The following is a 15,788-nucleotide window of genomic DNA, read 5'->3' as shown; positions in this document are numbered from 1 at the left end:
AGCCGCGCGGTGTAGAAAGCCCTGGCCCCGGGTAGACCGCTAGTATGACCACGTCGGCGAGTGGTAGCGCACGGCCGCTTGCGCCGTTACCGGTTCGCGCGCACCCGCTGGTCTTTGGAGTCGTTCTCTTTCTTTCGTCCGAGCTGATGTTCTTCGCAGCGCTCTTCGCGTCGTACTACGACCTGCGCGCCAACCGTTCGCAGTGGCCGCCGCCGATGGTGCACCTCGACACGCCGGCGGCGACGTTTGGGACCTTTCTGCTCTTCGCCGCATCGGCGGTGATGGTGCTGGCCGGCCGAGCCATGGATCGCAACAACCTGCGCGCCGCGCGAGCCTGGACCATCGCCGCGATCGTCGCAGCGGTGGGCTTCGTTGCGATCGCGATTCGCGGCTACGCAAGCGACACGTTTACGATCTCAACCAACGCCTACGGTTCGATCTATTACGCGATGACCGGCTTCCACTTGCTGCACGTGATCGCCGGGATCGGCATTTTGACGGCGCTGGCGATCGGCATGGGCAGCCGCGCGTTGCTGACGAACCGGCGGGCCGGCGCCGAGGCCATGACCTACTACTGGCACTTCGTCTTCATTGTTTGGGTCGGTATCTTCGGAACGATCTACTTTGTCCGATGAGTCCCCGTAAAGAACTCGGAATCGCAGGGGCGCTCCTCATCGCGGTCGTCGCGAGCGTCCTTTTCATCGTCGTCTACTTTACCGCTCCCGACCGCCTATACGAAGGCCTGGCGATCGCGATCGCCGCCGCCGCATTATCGCTGGCGCTCGCCGGCTGGGCCTTTTGGATACTCCCGTTCGAGCACGTCGTCGACGCGATCGAAACCTATCCGTCGCCGCCCGGCGAGCGGGCCGCAGAGCAGACGCTGGCCGTCGCCGATCTGCGCAAGATCGCACGGCCGAGGTTTCTGGTCGCGATGCTTGTCGGCGCACTCGGCAGCTTCGCGGCGGCACTGATCGTGCCGATACGATCGCTGGGGCCCGCGCCCGACGATCAGCTTTTTCATACGCGTTGGCGCCCCGGTAAGAGGCTCGTGCGGGAGGACGGCACGCCGGTGCACGTCGACGGACTGAACGTCGACTCGAGCGTGGCGATCTTTCCCGACGGTGCGATCGACGACGCGCAATCGCAGGCGACGCTGATTCGGCTTCCGCCCGACATCGGCGGCACCGCCGCGGGCTACGTCGCGTACTCGCGCCTCTGCACGCATGCCGGCTGTCCGGTCGCGCTCTATCGCGCCGCCGCGCGAGAACTGCTCTGCCCCTGCCATCAGTCGGTTTTCGACGTCGTCAACGAGGGCGCGGTGCTCTCAGGACCGGCCGACCATGCGTTGCCGCGTCTGCCGATCGAAGTCGGCCCCGATGGAATCCTCCGCGCGCGCGGCGACTTTCCCGAACCAGTTGGGCCAGGCTTCTGGGAGCGCGGATGACCAACGTCGAGCGTTTCCTTCTTTGGATCGACGACCGGCTCGGCAGCGCCCACTTCGTCCGCCACGCCTTACGCAAAGCCTTTCCCGATCACTGGTCCTTCATGTTGGGCGAAATCAACATGTACGTGTTTGCGGTGCTCGTTGGAACGGGCACGTTCTTAGCCTTCTTCTTCGATCCCAACGGCTCGAAAATCGTTTACGAGGGGCCCTACTCGCTGCTCGACGGCGCGACCGTCTCGCAGGCCTATGCCTCCGCGATGCGTCTCAGCTTCGAGATCAACGGCGGCCTGCTGATTCGCCAGATCCATCATTGGGCGGCGCTGCTCTTCGTCGCGGGCATCGCCGTCCACATGGGGCGAATCTTCTTCACCGGTGCCTTTCGCAAGCCGCGCGAGATCAACTGGGTCGTCGGCGTAATGCTCTTTTGGCTCGCGCTCTTCGAAGGCTTCACCGGGTACTCAATGCCCGACGACCTCTTGAGCGGAACCGGGCTGCGCATCGCCGTCTCGGTGCTGATGTCGGTTCCGGTGCTCGGCACCTGGCTGACGTTTCTTGCGATCGACGGGCTCTATCCGACGGCACGCCTCATCGGCCGGCTCTTCGTCGTGCACATCTATCTCGTGCCCGCGCTGATTGCGTTGCTGATCGCCGTGCACCTCGCCATCGTATGGCGGCAGAAACACTCGCAGTTTCGCGGCCCGGGCCGCACCGAGCGCAACGTCGTCGGCTCGCCGCTGATGCCCCGTTACGCCGTGAAATCGGGCGCGCTGCTGCTCGCCGTCGTTGCGGTCTGCGCCGGGCTCGGCGCGCTCGTCCAGATCAACCCGATCTGGCTGTGGGGCCCGTACGATCCTTCGACCGCGGTGAGTCCAGCGCAACCCGATTGGTACATCGGCTGGCTTGAAGGGGCGCTTCGCATTGGGCCGCCGTTCGCGCTGCATCTGTGGGGACACACGGTTCCGTCCGTCTTCTGGCCCGCCGTTGCGCTGCCCGCGATTCTTTTCGTGCTGCTCTTGATCTGGCCGTGGATCGACGCCGCGCTGCGAAAAGACCGGCAGTCGCATCAACTCCTCGATAACCCGCGCGACGTGCCGTGGCGCACGGCGTTGGGCGCCGCGGTTTTCGTCTTTGCGCTTGCCCTGACGCTGGCCGGTTCCGACGACGTTCAGGCCCGCTATCTGCACATTTCCGTCACGTCAGTTACGTCGTTCTACCGGCTCTTCTGTATTGTGGGACCGATCGCGGCGTTTGCGATCGCCTATGCGTTCGCCGCCGAGCTGCGGGCGCGCGACGGAGTTCACAAGGCGCCGAGGTTACGTCTTCACCGCAGCGCCAGCGGCGGATTCGAAGAAGAGCATCTTCCATGAACGCCGCAAGGCGCGCGTCGCTGTATTTGAGCGCTGCGGTGCTGCTGTTCGCTGCGACGGTCGGACCGCCGCTCGATCGCCTTGCCGACGACTCCTTCACCTGGCATATGCTCCAGCATCTGTTGCTGCTCTATGCGGTACCGCTGCTGGCCGTGCTCGCAAGCCCGTTCGCGCTCTTTCCCGCGCTCTTCGGCAAGGCGCGCACTGCGCGGTTGGTCACCGCGACTCGTCCGCTTCACGCCGTTGCCCAGCCCGCCGTCGCGCTGGCATTCTTCTTTGGGGTTTTGTGGGCGACGCACTTTTCCGGCCTCTTTCAGCTCGCGCTCGTCCACTCGTCGTTTCACCTTTTCGAACACGCGCTGTATCTCACGGCGGGGATGCTTTTCTGGCTGCCGGTGCTATCGCCGCCGCCGCTGCGGTCGATCGGCTTTCCGTCAAAACTCCTGTACCTCGTCATTGCGCTGCCGCAGGGAGCGCTCGTAGCGATGGCCATCGACGCGGCTCGTGCGCCGCTCTATCAGCACTACGCGGTCGTCGAAGGCCAAAGCACGGCGCTTGCGGATCAACACAGCGCTGCCGCGGTCATGTGGATCGCGGGCGGCCTCGTGCTATTGTGTGCCTTTCTCACCACACTGGGGTTGTGGGCGCACCGCGAATCCGGCAACGATTCGCACATTCCACCACTGCGACGTGAAACGGTCAAAGGATGATCAAACCGCTGCTCTTCGCCGCCGTCATTGCGCTTGCTGCAAGCGATCCTTCGATGCTCGTACCGTCCTATACGGCCGGGCAAGCTGCCAAAGGCCAAATTCTCTTCTACGAAAACTGCGCCGAGTGCCACGGTGCGGAGCTGGACGGAAAGTACGGTCCCGCGCTGAGCGGTCCAAGCGGTAACGTGCAGTGGGAAACGGTTACCTACGTTTGGGGCTATATGACCGCGCACATGCCGGCCGGTAACGCCAACGGACTTCGCCCCCAGGAGTACGTCGAGATCATGGCCTTTCTTCTCAAAATGCACGGTAATCCAGCCGGTTCAAAACCCCTGACGGCGGCTGCCGCCAATGCTTCGAAAGCCTTCATGGGCCAATGAAACGCGCGCTTCTAACGGTCGTGCTGCTCTTGAGCGCGTGCACGTCGAACTCGGCGAGCCACGGCACGCCCGAATGGCAGAGTGTCAGCGACGCGCGTCTGCGCGGCGCAAACCGCGACGACGGCTGGCTGATGTACCTGCGCACCTACGATGCGCAAGCGCACGCCCCGTTTACGCAGATCAATGCTTCGAACGTCGCAAAGCTGCACGTGGTCTTCAGCCACGAAGTCTCGATTCCGGAGGGATACGAAGCGCCGCCGATCGTCAACGGGCGCACGATGATCGTCACGACGCCCAAAGATCGCGTCTACGCGCTCGATGCGGTCACTGGCGAGCTCCGTTGGGAGTACGACCGTGTCATACCGAAGGTCGCACTGCGCACCGTCTGCTGCGACATCGTCAACCGCGGCGTCGCGCTGTACGGCGACAACGCGTACATGGCGACGCTCGACGATCACGTTTTAGCGTTGGATGGGCGTAGCGGCAAGATCGTTTGGGATGCGACAATGGCGCCGCCGGGCATCGGCTACGCGATGACGGCCGCTCCGCTCGCAGTCAACGGAAAGATCGTCGCCGGCGTCGCGTGCGGCGAGTACGGGCAACGCGGCTTCGTCGAAGCCCTCGATGCGAAGACGGGCGCGATGCGCTGGCGGTTCTACACGGTTCCTGCTCCGAACCAGCCCGGCGGAAACACCTGGCCGGGGCTGACCTACCAGCGCGGCGGCGCGTGCCCTTGGATGACGCCCAGCTACGACGTCGAGACCAATACACTGTTCGTCGGCACGAGCAACCCATCGCCGTGGCTGTGGATAGAACATCCCGGGAAGAATCTTTACAGCGACTCGATTCTCGCCCTCGATCCCGACAGCGGCCGGCTCAAATGGTACTTTCAACAGACGCCCAACGATCCGTGGGACTACGACGCGGCGTCGACGCCTCTACTTGCCGACGTCAGCGTAAACGGTGTCCGGCGGCACGTGCTCTTCCAGCCCGGCAGAAACGGCTGGCTCTACCTGATCGACCGGACCAACGGTTCGTTGATTTACATGAAGCAGTACACGAAGGCAACGTCGGTTACGGGATACGACGCTGCCGCCAGGACGGGCACGGTAAACGCTTCACTCAAGCCGCAGATCGGCCGCAGCGTCTTTACCTGCCCGGCCTTTTTCGGCGGCGACAACTGGTGGTCGTTTTCACTCGATCCTAGCAGCGGAAACGTCTTCGTGCCGACGATGCGAACCTGCATGAAGCTTGTCGGTGAGCAGCCGCCTGCGATGTTTCATCCGGGCAGCGCCGCACTCGACGAGGGATTCTCGGTCGAACCGGTGCCCGGCGCGAAGGGGTGGGGAGCGCTGCAAGCCTACGACCTCGCAACCGGCAAGCGAAGGTGGAGCAAAGAAACGTTCTATCCGTGGACCGACGGAACGCTTTCCACGGCCGGCGGCCTCGTCTTCAGCGGCACGCCCGATCAAAAGTTCTACGCACTCGACGAACGAACCGGCCGTGTGCTCTGGACGTTTCATGCGCGTTCGGGATTCATCGGGCAGCCGGTCACCTACATGGTGGACGGCAAGCAGTACGTTGCGGTGCAGAGCGGCTACGGCGGGGTCGCACCGTTTTGGGGAGGCAAAAAGGTCGCCCCGATGTTCCGCAGCATCCCGCTGGGCGGCACCCTCTACGTCTTCAGCCTATAAACGTCCGACGTCACCCTGAGCAACGCTCCCGCCATCCAGTGCCACCCTGAGGCGCGCAGCGCCAGCGCGAAAAGCGAAGGGCGAAGGACGACGCCCCCATGAAGACCTAACAAAACGTAATGCTGCTCCTGGGCATCGAAACGTCCTGCGACGATACCGCGACCGCCGTCGTGCGCGACGGGCGCGACGTTTTGTCGAGCGTGTCGACGAATCAGGACCAGTTCCATCGGAAGTACGGCGGAATCGTCCCCGAGATCGCGAGCCGGCGGCACGTCGCGCTCCTCTCGGCCGCGGTCGAAGATTCGCTCGACCGCGCGGGCACGACGTTCGAAGCGATCGATGGGATCGCGGTGACCGCAGGGCCGGGCCTGATCGGCAGCCTGGTCGTCGGAGTTGCCTCGGCCAAAGCGCTCGCGTTTGCGCTCGATAAGCCCCTCTATGCCGTGAACCATCTGCACGGCCATCTCTTCGCGCCGTTTCTCGATCGTGCAGAAGCGCCGCCGTATCCGTTTCTCGCGTTGCTGGTATCCGGCGGACACTCGCAGCTGGTCGCCGTCGACTCGCCGGCGCAGCTGCGCATCCTCGGGCGGACGCACGACGACGCCGCCGGCGAAGCGTACGACAAGACCGCGCGCCTCCTCGGCCTGCCGTATCCCGGCGGCCTCGAACTCGATCGTCTGGCGCAAACCGGCAACCCGAAGGCGCACGCGTTTCCGCGTTACCGTCCCACGGACGGCTCGCTCGATCTCTCCTTCTCGGGCTTGAAGACCTCGGTCCGCTACTATCTCGAGTCGGAGGCCGGCCGGGGCGCGGATCGCGCCGATGTGGCCGCCTCGTTTCAAGCTGCGGTAATCGATCAGCTGATGACGCGCCTGCAGTCCGCGTTCGAACGCGAGCGTTATAACGCGGTCCTCGTCTCGGGCGGCGTCGCCGCCAACTCGGCGTTGCAAGCGGCGGTGCGCGCCTGGAGCGCGCGCAACCGCGTACCCGCGTTTATTCCGCCGCCGAAGTACTGCACCGACAACGCCGCGATGATCGCCGCCGCTGCGTTCTATCAGCGAGATTGCACGCGCGTCGACCCGCTCGCGCTCAGCGCCGATCCCAACCTTTCATTCTCGATTCATTCGCGCGCAATAGATCCGGCCTTTGTGACGAATTGGTAAAGAGCATCTTCATCGGTCCGTACGGCGTACGAGCGGGATGGCGATTCCTCGCGTACGTCGTGCTGCTCGTCGGGCTGGTGATCGGCATCGAGTTTCTGCTGTTGCCGCGCGTGCTCGCCGCGATCCACTACAACGAACCGGGCCTCACGGCTGCGGGCCTGATCTACCAAGAGATCGCCGAAGGCCTCTGCGTCTTCATCGCAACCGGTATCCTCGCGCTGTGCGAGCACCGGCGAATCGACGCCTACGGGCTGCCGGTGCGTCTGGCCTTCGGGGGCCTCTTCTGGGAAGGCGCCGCGCTCGGCGTCATCGGCGCGGGCGGCGTCGCGCTGGCAATGATTGCCGCCGGCGGCATGGTCGTGCACGGCCTCGCGCTGCACGGCGGCATGCTTCTCGTCACCGCGCTGCTCTGGCTGATCGGCATGGTGCTCGTCGGCGTTAACGAGGAGTATATGTTTCGCGGCTATCCCCTGCAGGCGCTGAATCGCGGCCTGGGTTTTTGGCCCGCGGCGATCGTACTCTCGCTCCTGTTCGGGGCCGCGCATCTTACCAAACCCGGCGAAAACGCGATCGACATCACGAACATCGTTCTGCTCGGACTGCTGCTCTGTCTCTCTCTGCAGCGCACCGGCTCGCTCTGGCTCGCCGTCGGCTTCCACTTCAGTTTCGACTTCATGCAGTTTTTCGTTATCGGTACGCGCAACGGCGGTGCCGAGCCGGTCGGCCATCTTCTCCAGGTCGCCTTTCCCGGGCCGGCGTGGGTAAACGGCGGTGCCCTCGGAACCGAAGCCAGTTATTTCATGCTGCCGATGATGGCGCTTTTCTCGCTCTATCTGGTGCTGCGCTATCCGCGCGCGCAGGCGCTGCAAACGTAACGCGCTCCGCGTCTAGTCGTCCATGTGCGCGTAGCGCACTCGGACCGATTTTCCATCCCGGCCGATCACGTCGTCGAGCGACGGAACGACCTGCAAGAACTTGCCGAGATCGAGCATCTCGAGGATCCGCAGCAGGCTCGGATTGTTGAGCACGAGGGTCGCCCGCTCGAGCTTCGCCGCCTCACGCGCGTTGCGCAGCCACACGAGCTCCTCGATCATCGTCGAGTCAAAATAGCTGACGTCGCTGAAATCTAAAACGACGCTCGCCTCGTCGACGAGCGCCGCAAACTCCTGGCGAAGCCGTTCCTTTGAAGCGAGGTCGTACTCACCCCGGAAGACCACAAGAACCATGTCGGCGTTTTGAACGCCGCCGTCATTGATCACCGTTTGTCCAAATTCCCAAGCAGCGGTTCCTTAGTATGACCAGGCTGAGTGCTAGCCTACACCGCCGAACGGGTCGGGTTCTGTACGGTTTATGACATTGCCCGAGCGCTTGCCCGCCTACCCGGGCATAAAGCTCGTCTTTGCTTCATAATTGGGAGGAACCGCTTTTTATGCAAAAGCAGCGCCGGGCAACCGGAAATTTGTTTCTCGATAACCTTTCCGGGCCCGCCTTCGAACGCTTGCGTCCGGCGCTGACGCCGATCTCGCTCGAATCCTACCAGCCGGTCGACGACGACGGGATGCCGGTAGAACGGGTGCTCTTTCCGCTTCGCAGCATGATCTCGATCGTGCTGGACATGGCCGACGGCAGCACCGCCGAGGTGGGGGTCGTCGGCCGCGAGGGAATGACCGGACTGGCTGTCGTTCTCGGCCAGACCACCGCCCGCCAGCGTAGTCTCGTGCAAATCGCCGACGGTGCGGAATGCCTGCCGATCGAGGACTTTCGTGCCGCCCTGGACCACGAACCGGAGCTGCGCGCGTTCTCGCTGCGCTACGCGCAGGCCGTTCTCGGCGTCTCCGCCCGCCTCTCCGCCTGTAACGCACTTCACTCGACGAACGAGCGCTGCGCGCGCTGGCTCCTCATGGCGAACGACCGCGTCGGTCGCGAGCGCATTCGCCTCACGCAAGAGTTCCTCGGAGATATGCTCGGCGTGCGGCGCGCCAGCATCGCGCTCGCCGCTGCGGCGCTGCAAAGCGCCGGATTCATCAGCTACACGCGCGGCCTTATCACGATCCTCGATCGCCCCGGACTGGAGTCGGCCTCCTGCGAGTGCTACGAGAGCATGGAACGCGAGTGGGAGGCGACGATGGGTTATTCCTTGCGCCGTTGCGGGCTTGCTGACTGACTAGGCGTCGAAGGCGACGATCTGGTTGGCCTCCCGATGGTTGGTCCAGAACCGCGATCCGTCGTACGCAAGCGCACGGGCAGCGAACGGAATGCGCGCGAGTTCTTCGTACTCGCCGTGGCCGTTCTGCGTGACCTTGCCGATGAAATAATCCTGGCCGTCTTCGTCGTCGGTCGTCAGCACGTAAAACGTGCCGTCGACGTAACACTGCCCGCAAATGCCGCGCGGTACGTCGATCTCGCGCATGATCTTGCCCATATCGTCCAAACCCAGGATGCGTTTGTTATACCACTGGCTCACGTAAAGCCACGATCCGTCGTAGCTGAGTTGGGAGCCGGTGTCGTCGGGGCACGGCAGCGCGTCGTGGCTCTTGAACCCGTGGCCGGGAACGAAGCGGCGGATGATCCGGTCGTCCTCGTCGCCTTCGCCGCAGATCACGCGCAGTTCGTCGCCGACGACCGTCATACCCCAGGGCTTACCGGGCGCGGTATCTTCTTCGATCAGCGTCCACTGGCGCGGATCGAGCGCGTAAAGACGGCAAGTCTCGATGGAGCCCATCCACAGCTTCTCGCCGTCAAACGCAATCGATTGCGGACGCGGCGCCGGGGAGGGCAAACGGAGCGATTCATTTACATCGTGCACGCGGGGTAGCTTGTCTCTCTAGCCGCCGGCGACCTCTCCTGCGTAAAGGTCGCGCCGCGTCGCGGGCAGCTCGACGAAACCGCCGGCGCGCGGACGCGCCAATAAGGATTGATAAATTCCGATTCGACCGACGCGAAAACCCTGCGCGCTGCCGGCCAGGTAGAGCCGCCAGAGGCGGTAAGTTACTTCGCTCGCGGCCGCGACGGCGGCCGCCCGGTTGCGCTCGAGATTCGCGACCCACTCGCGCGTGGTGCGCATGTAGTGCTCGCGCAGGCTCTCGACGTCGCGCACTTCGAAGCCCGCGCGTTCGGAAATGTTCAACGCCGCGGAGATCGGCACCAGCTCGCCGTCGGGAAAGATGAGGCGATCCATGAAGCCGGTAGTCTTTCCGTCGCTGCGCGGATCTTGATTCGAGATGCCGGTGTTGAGAAAGAGTCCGCCGGGTCGCAGCGCGCGATAGACCGCGCGAAAATACGCGGGCAGCTTCGCGCGCCCGACGTGTTCGAACATTCCGATGCTAACGATCTTGTCGAAGCGCTCGCCGCGCAGATCGCGGTAGTCGCGCAACTCGACGCGCGCGCGATCGAAAACGCCGCCATTGGCGATGCGCCGCCGTGCCTCTTCCAACTGACGCGTGCTGAGCGTGATACCGAGCACTCGCGCGCCGAAGCGCTGCGCGGCGCGCAGTACGAGGCCGCCCCACCCGCAGCCGACGTCGAGCAGCCGTTCGCCCGGGCGCAAACGCAGTTTGCGCAGCACGTAGTCCATCTTTGCGGATTGCGCGGCGTCGAGCGTCTCGCAGCCGTCGTCGAAATAAGCGCTCGAGTAGTTCATCTCGCAGCCGAGAAAGCTCCGGTAGAACTCGACCGGCTGATCGTAGTGAAAGCCGATCGCGGCACGATCCCGCGCGCGAGAGTGGCGCCCGCCGTGCAGCTTCGCCTCGCGCAGCTCGGGCGGCGGCATCGCCGGAAGCCGAGAAAGCGCTGCCAGCAGCCGCACGACCCGCAGCGGGCTGCGCGCTTGGCCGACCCGATAGAAGGCGTCGACCGCGCACTCAAGATCGCCGTGCACGTCGAGCAATCCGGCGGCGAAGGCGCGCCCGGTCGAAAGATCGGCTGGCGGCGTAAAGGCCAGCCGCAGCGCACCCGGCGCGTTGACCCGCAGGACGAACCGTTCGTGCTTATCAGCCCACACGCGCGTTCCGTCCCAAAGCTCGACGCTGAAATCGCTCGCGAAGGCGCGCCCGAACAGCAAACGCAGCACCTCGAGGGCCGTATTCGCCCACGGGTCGCGCGAAGCGACTTCGGCTGTGCCTACATCCCGCGTCGGGGCGATCATCGTACAAGCCTATCTTACCCGGCAAACGGGCAATTGATGCAAAGGGGAGCGGGGCCCGCGTTTTAAACGGGCCCCGTGTTTTCTTGCGAGTAAGCTACTGCAATGGACTGTGCCCTCTCCAGGAGACTTACGCTAACCTTATTCCACGCTTTTACAAATATAAAACGCCACCTCGCGCAGCAGTGACACCGCGCGAGATACGTCTGCCTCGGAAATAATTAGCGGCGGCGCAAAGCGCAGCGTGTTGCCTCCGGCGGTTCCGAGGAGCAGCCCGTTTGCCCGGGCGGCGCCCGCTAAAGCGCTCGCTTCGTGCGGTGCGGCGACGGGCAGACCGATGAGCAGACCCATCCCGCGCGGCGCGCCAAAGACGTCGGGCCGCGCCCGTGCCAGCGCTCCCAACGCCTCGAAGAGCTGCGCGGAGCGCTCGCGCACGGCAGCGTCGAGATCGAGTTCGTCTCGAACGCGCAAATGTGCCATCGCGGCCGCGCACGGAATTGGGGAGCCGCCGAAGGTCGAGCCGTGATCGCCCGGCGCAAAGCCGATCGCGGCGCGTTCGTTCGCAATTGTCGCGCCGATCGGCAGACCGTTCGCCAGCGCCTTCGCCAGCGTCACGATATCCGGTCCAATACCGAACTGCTCGAACGCGAAGAAGCTCCCCGTCCGTCCGGCCCCGCACTGAATCTCGTCGAAGACGAGCAACGCGCCGCGTTCGCTGCAGAGCTGCCGCGCGCGAGAAAGAAACTCCACGCTCGCCGGATGCACGCCGCTCTCTCCCTGCACCGGCTCGACGATCAGCGCGGCGACCTGCTCGTCGATCGCTCCCTCCAGCGCTGCGACGTCGTTGAACGGCGTAAACGCAAAGCCCGCCGGCAACGGTTCGAATCCCTCGTGATACGCGGCGTTGGCCGTCGCCGCGAGCGCGCCGAGCGTGCGCCCGTGGAAGGAACCGCTGCAGGCCAGTATCGTCCGCCGTTCGCGCTCGCCGCGGCGGTAGGCCCACTTGCGCGCGAGTTTGATCGCGGCTTCGTTGGCCTCCGCTCCCGAGTTGCAAAGAAAGACCGCATCCATCCCCGAGCGCGCGAGCAGCTCGCGCACGAGCGAGGTCGCGGGCTCGTGGTGGTAGAGATTGCTCGCATGCACGAGCCGGCGCGCCTGCGAAGCGACCGCGTCGGCGATCGCCGGGTGAGCGTGCCCGAGCGCGCAGACCGCAAGGCCGCCGATGCAATCCAGATACCGCTTTCCGTTCTCGTCGACGACCTCGCAGCCGTCGCCCGCGACGATCGTGATCGGCGCACGCCGGTAGGTATCGAGAAATCCGCCGGCGAGCATCAGGTGCGGTAGCTCGCGTTGATGCGCACGTAGTCGCGCGAGAGATCGCAGCCCCAACCGGTCGCCTCGGCTTCACCGATCCCCAGGCGCAGCTCGACGCCGATCGCCGAACCCTCCAGTTCGCGATGCGCCTCGGCCTCCGAAAGCAGCTCGATCGCGCCCTGCGCGACCCACGGCTTTCCGTTGAGATAGAGCGACCAGCACGCCGGATCGAGCTGCGCGCGCGCCGCACCCGCGGCCGCGACGATCCGTCCCCAGTTCGGATCTTCGCCGTAGATCGCCGTCTTGACGAGGTTGCTGTTGATGATCGCGCGCGCGATCTGCCGCGCCTGCGCTACGTCGCGCGCCTGGCTCACCCGCACCTCGAGCGATTTGGTCGCGCCCTCGCCGTCGGCGACCATCGCCTGCGCGAGATCGAGACAGACGGCGTGCAGCGCCCGCGCGCAGGCCGGGGGTGCTTCGCCGCCGTCGAGCAGTGCCGGAGCGAATGCGTACACCGCGTCGTTAGTCGACATGTCGCCGTCGACCGAAATCATGTTGAAGCTCGCGTCGCTGGCGCTCTCCAGCACGCGCGCGAGGCCGCCGCGCGAGAGGGGAAAATCCGTGGCGATAAAGGCGAGCATCGTCGCCATGTTGGGAGCGATCATTCCCGACCCTTTGGCGATCCCGCCGACGACGTATTTGCGATCCTCGTGATAGAACGCGTAGGCCGAGAGTTTCGGCACGCGATCGGTCGTCATGATCGCTTCGGCCGCGTCGTAGGCCGCCTTCCCGCCGAAATCGAGCTGCATCGCGGCGCGCTCCAAGCCGCGCTGCACGCGATCGATCGCCAGCGGCACGCCGATCACGCCGGTCGACGCGACGACGACCTGCGAGGGCAGCAGATCGAGCAGCGCCGCCGCTTGGCGCGCGGTCGCGCGCGCGTCGCGCTCGCCGCGTTCGCCCGTGCAGGCGTTCGCGCAGCCCGAATTGCAGACGATCGCGCGCATCGCCGGCGAGCGCCCGAGGTGTTCCGCGCTCACCAGCAGGGGTGCGGCCTTGATGTCGTTGGTCGTCACCACCGCCGCGCAGCTCTGCGGTGTATCGAAGAGCACCAGCGCCAGGTCGCGCTTGCGCGGCTTGATCCCGGCGTGCACGCCCGCGAGGCGCACGCCCGGGACGCAGCCCAGGCCGCCTCTCAGGGCGATCAGCTCAAGCGACGACGATGCGATTGCCAAACCCGCTCTCCTCCGGGAGTCCCAGCATGATGTTGAGATTCTGAACGGCCTGTCCGGCCGCGCCCTTGCCGAGGTTGTCGATCGCGCAGATCGCGCGCACGACGCAGCCTTGAACGTCGACGCGCAGCTCCGCGCCGTTGGTTCCCACGACCCCTGCGACGCTGGGCGTCCGGCCGGCGGCGAGCACGCGCACGAACGGGCTTCCCGCATAAGCGAACTCATAGGCCGCCTGCACCGCGTGCGCGTCGAGCGCCTCCTCGAAGATCGCGTAGGCGTCTACGAGCATGCCCCGCGCGATCGGCACGACGTGCGGCGTAAAGGTGACGCTCGCCCGAATTCCCCCGGCACGCAGTGCGCGCTCGATCTCCGCCTGATGGCGGTGTCCCTCCAAGCCGTAGGCACGAATCTCGCCGTTCACTTCGGCGAAGAGCGATTCCACGCGCGGACGGCGTCCGGCGCCGGTGATGCCGCTCTTCGCATCGATCACGACCTGACGCGGCGTGCCGATCGTCCCCAGCGGCAGCAGCGAAAGCAGGGTCGCCGTCGGGTAGCAGCCGGGATTGGCGACCAGGCGTGCCTGCGCGATTGCCGCCCGTTCCCACTCACACAAGCCGTACGCCGCGGAGGCGTCGGCGCGATACTGCGCGGAGAGATCGATCGCGCGCAGTCCGGCCTCGAGAAGCCGCGGCACGATCGCGCGCGATTCGTCATCGGTTCCGCCGACGATCGCCACGTCGCCGGCGCAGGCGCTCTGCAGCACGCTGCCCGGCTCCGCGCAGCAGTACGGCGCGTCGCGCAGCAGCGCAAAGTGGTCGCCGAGCCGCTCGCCCGCGTGGCTGCGGCTCTCGACCACGCCGACCTCGACGAACGGATGCGCGTGCAGCCATCGAACGGCCTCGGCCGCCGCATACCCGGCTGCGCCGGTCACGTGCACGCGGGTCACAACTGCGTCTGCAGGTTGCGCAGCTCGGATTCCAGCGAGGCGAGTTGGCGGCGCACTTCGTCGGGTGAGGTCGAGCCGCGCGTCCTTTTCCCTTCGACCGAGGCTTGCGCGTCGAGCGGCGCCGGCAGCGACGCAATTCCGCTCTCGCCCGCGAGCCACGCAAAATCTTGCGCGGCCAGCGCGCGCTGCTCCGACTCCGCACGCGCCACCGCCGCACCGACGAGCGCATGCGCCGTGCGCGCCGTCACGCCGTGTCCGATCAGCGCGTCGGCGACGTCGGTCGCCACGGTGTACCCCTCGAGTGCGCCCGCCGCCATCTTCTCCCGCACGAACGTCACCGCGTCGAACGCCCGCGCGAATGCTTCGAGCGTGCGCAGCGAATCCTCGACGATCGCGATGATCTGACTCTTGGTGACCTGCAGGTCGCGCTGGTACGAGGGCGCGAGCCCGCAGAGCGTTGCCAGCGCACCGGCATACCTCCCCACGCCCGCCGCCGCCCGAGCGCGCACGAGCTCGAAGGGATCGGGATTGCGCTTCTGCGGCATCAAGCTCGATCCGGTCGACGCCGCGTCCCCTAGCTGCACGTAACCGTAGGCAGGCGCGGCCCACGCGATCAGTTCCTCGCAGATGCGCGACGCATCGATCGTCGCCCGCACGAACGCGTGCGCCAGATCGAGCGCCGCGTCGCGGTTGCCGATCGCGTCGAGCGCGTTGCGCGCGGGCGCAGCGAAGGCGAGCGCATCGGCTGCCCGCATCCGGTCGAGCGGCAGGCTCGACCCCGCCAGCGCTGCGCTGCCGAGCGGACACGCGGCCGCCGCTGCGCGCCGCGCCGCCAAAAAGCGCGAAGTTGCACGCACGAACGGTTCGGCCCAGGCCATCAGCACGAACGCGAGCATCGCCGGCTGCGCCGGCTGCCGATGCGTGCAGGCCGCCAGCAGCGTTCCCGCTTCGAACTCGCCGCGTGCGCGCTCGCCGATCGCGCGTGCGATCGCGTGCGCGCATCGCGCGGCGCTGCCCGCGCGGTCGCGCACGTAGAGAAGCAGCGTCGTCGCGACCTGATCGTTGCGGCTACGCCCCGCGTGCAGCCACTCGCCGGTCTCGCCGGCGAGGGCGCGAACGCGCGCGTCGATCGCCCCATGCACGTCTTCGAACCCGCCGGCACGCGCCGTCTGCGCGAAGCTGCCGTCGGTAATCTCGTCGCGCACGCTCTCCAGCGCGCCCAGCAGCGTCGTCGCCTGCGGCTCGTCGATGATTCCCCCTGCCCGCAACGCCGCAACGTGCGCGCGCGAGCACTCGACGTCGAACGCGGCGAGCACGAGATCTTCTTCGAGCGAGGAGCCGAACGCGAGGAGTTGCGGATCGGGTGCGTTCGCGAAGCGTCCGCCCCACTGGAGCAT

General features: G+C 65.9%; 16 protein-coding genes. 9 read left to right on the top strand and 7 right to left on the bottom strand.

The features are described from left to right. The first annotated feature begins 44 nt into the window (after positions 1–44). From VGG51_03140 to VGG51_03105, 8 genes are all read left to right on the top strand, one after another. A complete protein-coding gene (locus VGG51_03140) occupies positions 45–635 on the top strand; it encodes a cytochrome c oxidase subunit 3 (GenBank protein HEY1882022.1) in 591 nt (196 codons plus the stop codon). Continuing rightward, on the top strand, positions 632–1,444 hold the full coding sequence (locus VGG51_03135) for a Rieske 2Fe-2S domain-containing protein (GenBank protein HEY1882021.1): 813 nt from the start codon (positions 632–634) through the stop codon (positions 1,442–1,444). The genes VGG51_03140 and VGG51_03135 overlap by 4 nt, the downstream gene beginning before the upstream one ends. Next, a complete protein-coding gene (locus tag VGG51_03130) occupies positions 1,441–2,811 on the top strand; it encodes a cytochrome bc complex cytochrome b subunit (protein HEY1882020.1) in 1,371 nt (456 codons plus the stop codon). Before VGG51_03135 ends, VGG51_03130 begins: the two co-directional genes overlap by 4 nt. Then, the gene (locus VGG51_03125; protein ID HEY1882019.1) at positions 2,808–3,521 is read left to right on the top strand and encodes a cytochrome c oxidase assembly protein; all 714 of its coding nucleotides are present in this window, start codon (positions 2,808–2,810) and stop codon (positions 3,519–3,521) included. The genes VGG51_03130 and VGG51_03125 overlap by 4 nt, the downstream gene beginning before the upstream one ends. Then, positions 3,518–3,901, top strand: coding sequence for a c-type cytochrome (locus VGG51_03120; GenBank protein ID HEY1882018.1), 384 nt, complete (start codon positions 3,518–3,520; stop codon positions 3,899–3,901). The genes VGG51_03125 and VGG51_03120 overlap by 4 nt, the downstream gene beginning before the upstream one ends. Then, complete coding sequence (locus VGG51_03115; protein HEY1882017.1) at positions 3,898–5,595, top strand: PQQ-dependent dehydrogenase, methanol/ethanol family; 1,698 nt, start codon at positions 3,898–3,900, stop codon at positions 5,593–5,595. The genes VGG51_03120 and VGG51_03115 overlap by 4 nt, the downstream gene beginning before the upstream one ends. A gap of 119 nt (positions 5,596–5,714) precedes the next feature. Further along, the gene (gene tsaD, locus VGG51_03110; GenBank protein ID HEY1882016.1) at positions 5,715–6,758 is read left to right on the top strand and encodes a tRNA (adenosine(37)-N6)-threonylcarbamoyltransferase complex transferase subunit TsaD; all 1,044 of its coding nucleotides are present in this window, start codon (positions 5,715–5,717) and stop codon (positions 6,756–6,758) included. Continuing rightward, positions 6,752–7,633 carry a type II CAAX endopeptidase family protein gene (locus tag VGG51_03105; GenBank protein ID HEY1882015.1) on the top strand — a complete coding sequence of 294 codons (882 nt, stop codon included), beginning with the start codon at positions 6,752–6,754 and terminating at the stop codon, positions 7,631–7,633. Before tsaD ends, VGG51_03105 begins: the two co-directional genes overlap by 7 nt. 12 nt (positions 7,634–7,645) lie before the next feature. On the opposite strand, the gene VGG51_03100 is transcribed toward VGG51_03105, so the two are convergent. Then, positions 7,646–8,017 carry an STAS domain-containing protein gene (locus tag VGG51_03100; protein ID HEY1882014.1) on the bottom strand — a complete coding sequence of 124 codons (372 nt, stop codon included), beginning with the start codon at positions 8,015–8,017 and terminating at the stop codon, positions 7,646–7,648. A gap of 170 nt (positions 8,018–8,187) precedes the next feature. Between VGG51_03100 and VGG51_03095 the strand changes: the two genes are divergently transcribed. Beyond that, entirely contained in the window at positions 8,188–8,922 is a 735-nt protein-coding gene (locus VGG51_03095; GenBank protein ID HEY1882013.1) for a Crp/Fnr family transcriptional regulator, read from the top strand. On the opposite strand, the gene VGG51_03090 is transcribed toward VGG51_03095, so the two are convergent. From VGG51_03090 to argH, 6 genes are all read right to left on the bottom strand, one after another. Beyond that, positions 8,923–9,564, bottom strand: a complete 642-nt coding sequence (locus VGG51_03090; GenBank protein HEY1882012.1) for a hypothetical protein — start codon at positions 9,562–9,564, stop codon at positions 8,923–8,925. Positions 9,565–9,582: 18 nt separating this feature from the next. Continuing rightward, on the bottom strand, positions 9,583–10,902 hold the full coding sequence (locus VGG51_03085) for a cyclopropane-fatty-acyl-phospholipid synthase family protein (protein ID HEY1882011.1): 1,320 nt from the start codon (positions 10,900–10,902) through the stop codon (positions 9,583–9,585). Positions 10,903–11,040: 138 nt separating this feature from the next. After that, the gene (locus VGG51_03080; protein ID HEY1882010.1) at positions 11,041–12,231 is read right to left on the bottom strand and encodes an acetylornithine/succinylornithine family transaminase; all 1,191 of its coding nucleotides are present in this window, start codon (positions 12,229–12,231) and stop codon (positions 11,041–11,043) included. Beyond that, complete coding sequence (gene argJ, locus VGG51_03075; GenBank protein HEY1882009.1) at positions 12,231–13,448, bottom strand: bifunctional glutamate N-acetyltransferase/amino-acid acetyltransferase ArgJ; 1,218 nt, start codon at positions 13,446–13,448, stop codon at positions 12,231–12,233. Before argJ ends, VGG51_03080 begins: the two co-directional genes overlap by 1 nt. Beyond that, complete coding sequence (gene argC, locus VGG51_03070) at positions 13,423–14,391, bottom strand: N-acetyl-gamma-glutamyl-phosphate reductase (protein HEY1882008.1); 969 nt, start codon at positions 14,389–14,391, stop codon at positions 13,423–13,425. The genes argJ and argC overlap by 26 nt, the downstream gene beginning before the upstream one ends. After that, positions 14,388–15,788, bottom strand: a complete 1,401-nt coding sequence (gene argH / locus VGG51_03065) for an argininosuccinate lyase (GenBank protein HEY1882007.1) — start codon at positions 15,786–15,788, stop codon at positions 14,388–14,390. Before argH ends, argC begins: the two co-directional genes overlap by 4 nt.

The organism is Candidatus Cybelea sp., assembly GCA_036489315.1.
GTDB lineage: Bacteria > Vulcanimicrobiota > Vulcanimicrobiia > Vulcanimicrobiales > Vulcanimicrobiaceae > Cybelea.
The sequence above is the reverse complement of the archived record's forward strand: the minus strand, read 5'-3'. Positions and strand labels throughout refer to the sequence as shown.

Bases quoted from the DNA above. Each gene is read 5' to 3' on its own strand.
- VGG51_03140 (HEY1882022.1), top strand. From the start codon at position 45: ATGACCACGTCGGCGAGTGGTAGCGCACGGCCGCTTGCGCCGTTACCG.
- VGG51_03135 (HEY1882021.1), top strand. From the start codon at position 632: ATGAGTCCCCGTAAAGAACTCGGAATCGCAGGGGCGCTCCTCATCGCG.
- VGG51_03130 (HEY1882020.1), top strand. From the start codon at position 1,441: ATGACCAACGTCGAGCGTTTCCTTCTTTGGATCGACGACCGGCTCGGC.
- VGG51_03125 (HEY1882019.1), top strand. From the start codon at position 2,808: ATGAACGCCGCAAGGCGCGCGTCGCTGTATTTGAGCGCTGCGGTGCTG.
- VGG51_03120 (HEY1882018.1), top strand. From the start codon at position 3,518: ATGATCAAACCGCTGCTCTTCGCCGCCGTCATTGCGCTTGCTGCAAGC.
- VGG51_03115 (HEY1882017.1), top strand. From the start codon at position 3,898: ATGAAACGCGCGCTTCTAACGGTCGTGCTGCTCTTGAGCGCGTGCACG.
- tsaD (HEY1882016.1), top strand. From the start codon at position 5,715: ATGCTGCTCCTGGGCATCGAAACGTCCTGCGACGATACCGCGACCGCC.
- VGG51_03095 (HEY1882013.1), top strand. From the start codon at position 8,188: ATGCAAAAGCAGCGCCGGGCAACCGGAAATTTGTTTCTCGATAACCTT.
- VGG51_03085 (HEY1882011.1), bottom strand. From the start codon at position 10,902: ATGATCGCCCCGACGCGGGATGTAGGCACAGCCGAAGTCGCTTCGCGC.
- VGG51_03080 (HEY1882010.1), bottom strand. From the start codon at position 12,231: ATGCTCGCCGGCGGATTTCTCGATACCTACCGGCGTGCGCCGATCACG.
- argH (HEY1882007.1), bottom strand. From the start codon at position 15,788: ATGCTCCAGTGGGGCGGACGCTTCGCGAACGCACCCGATCCGCAACTC.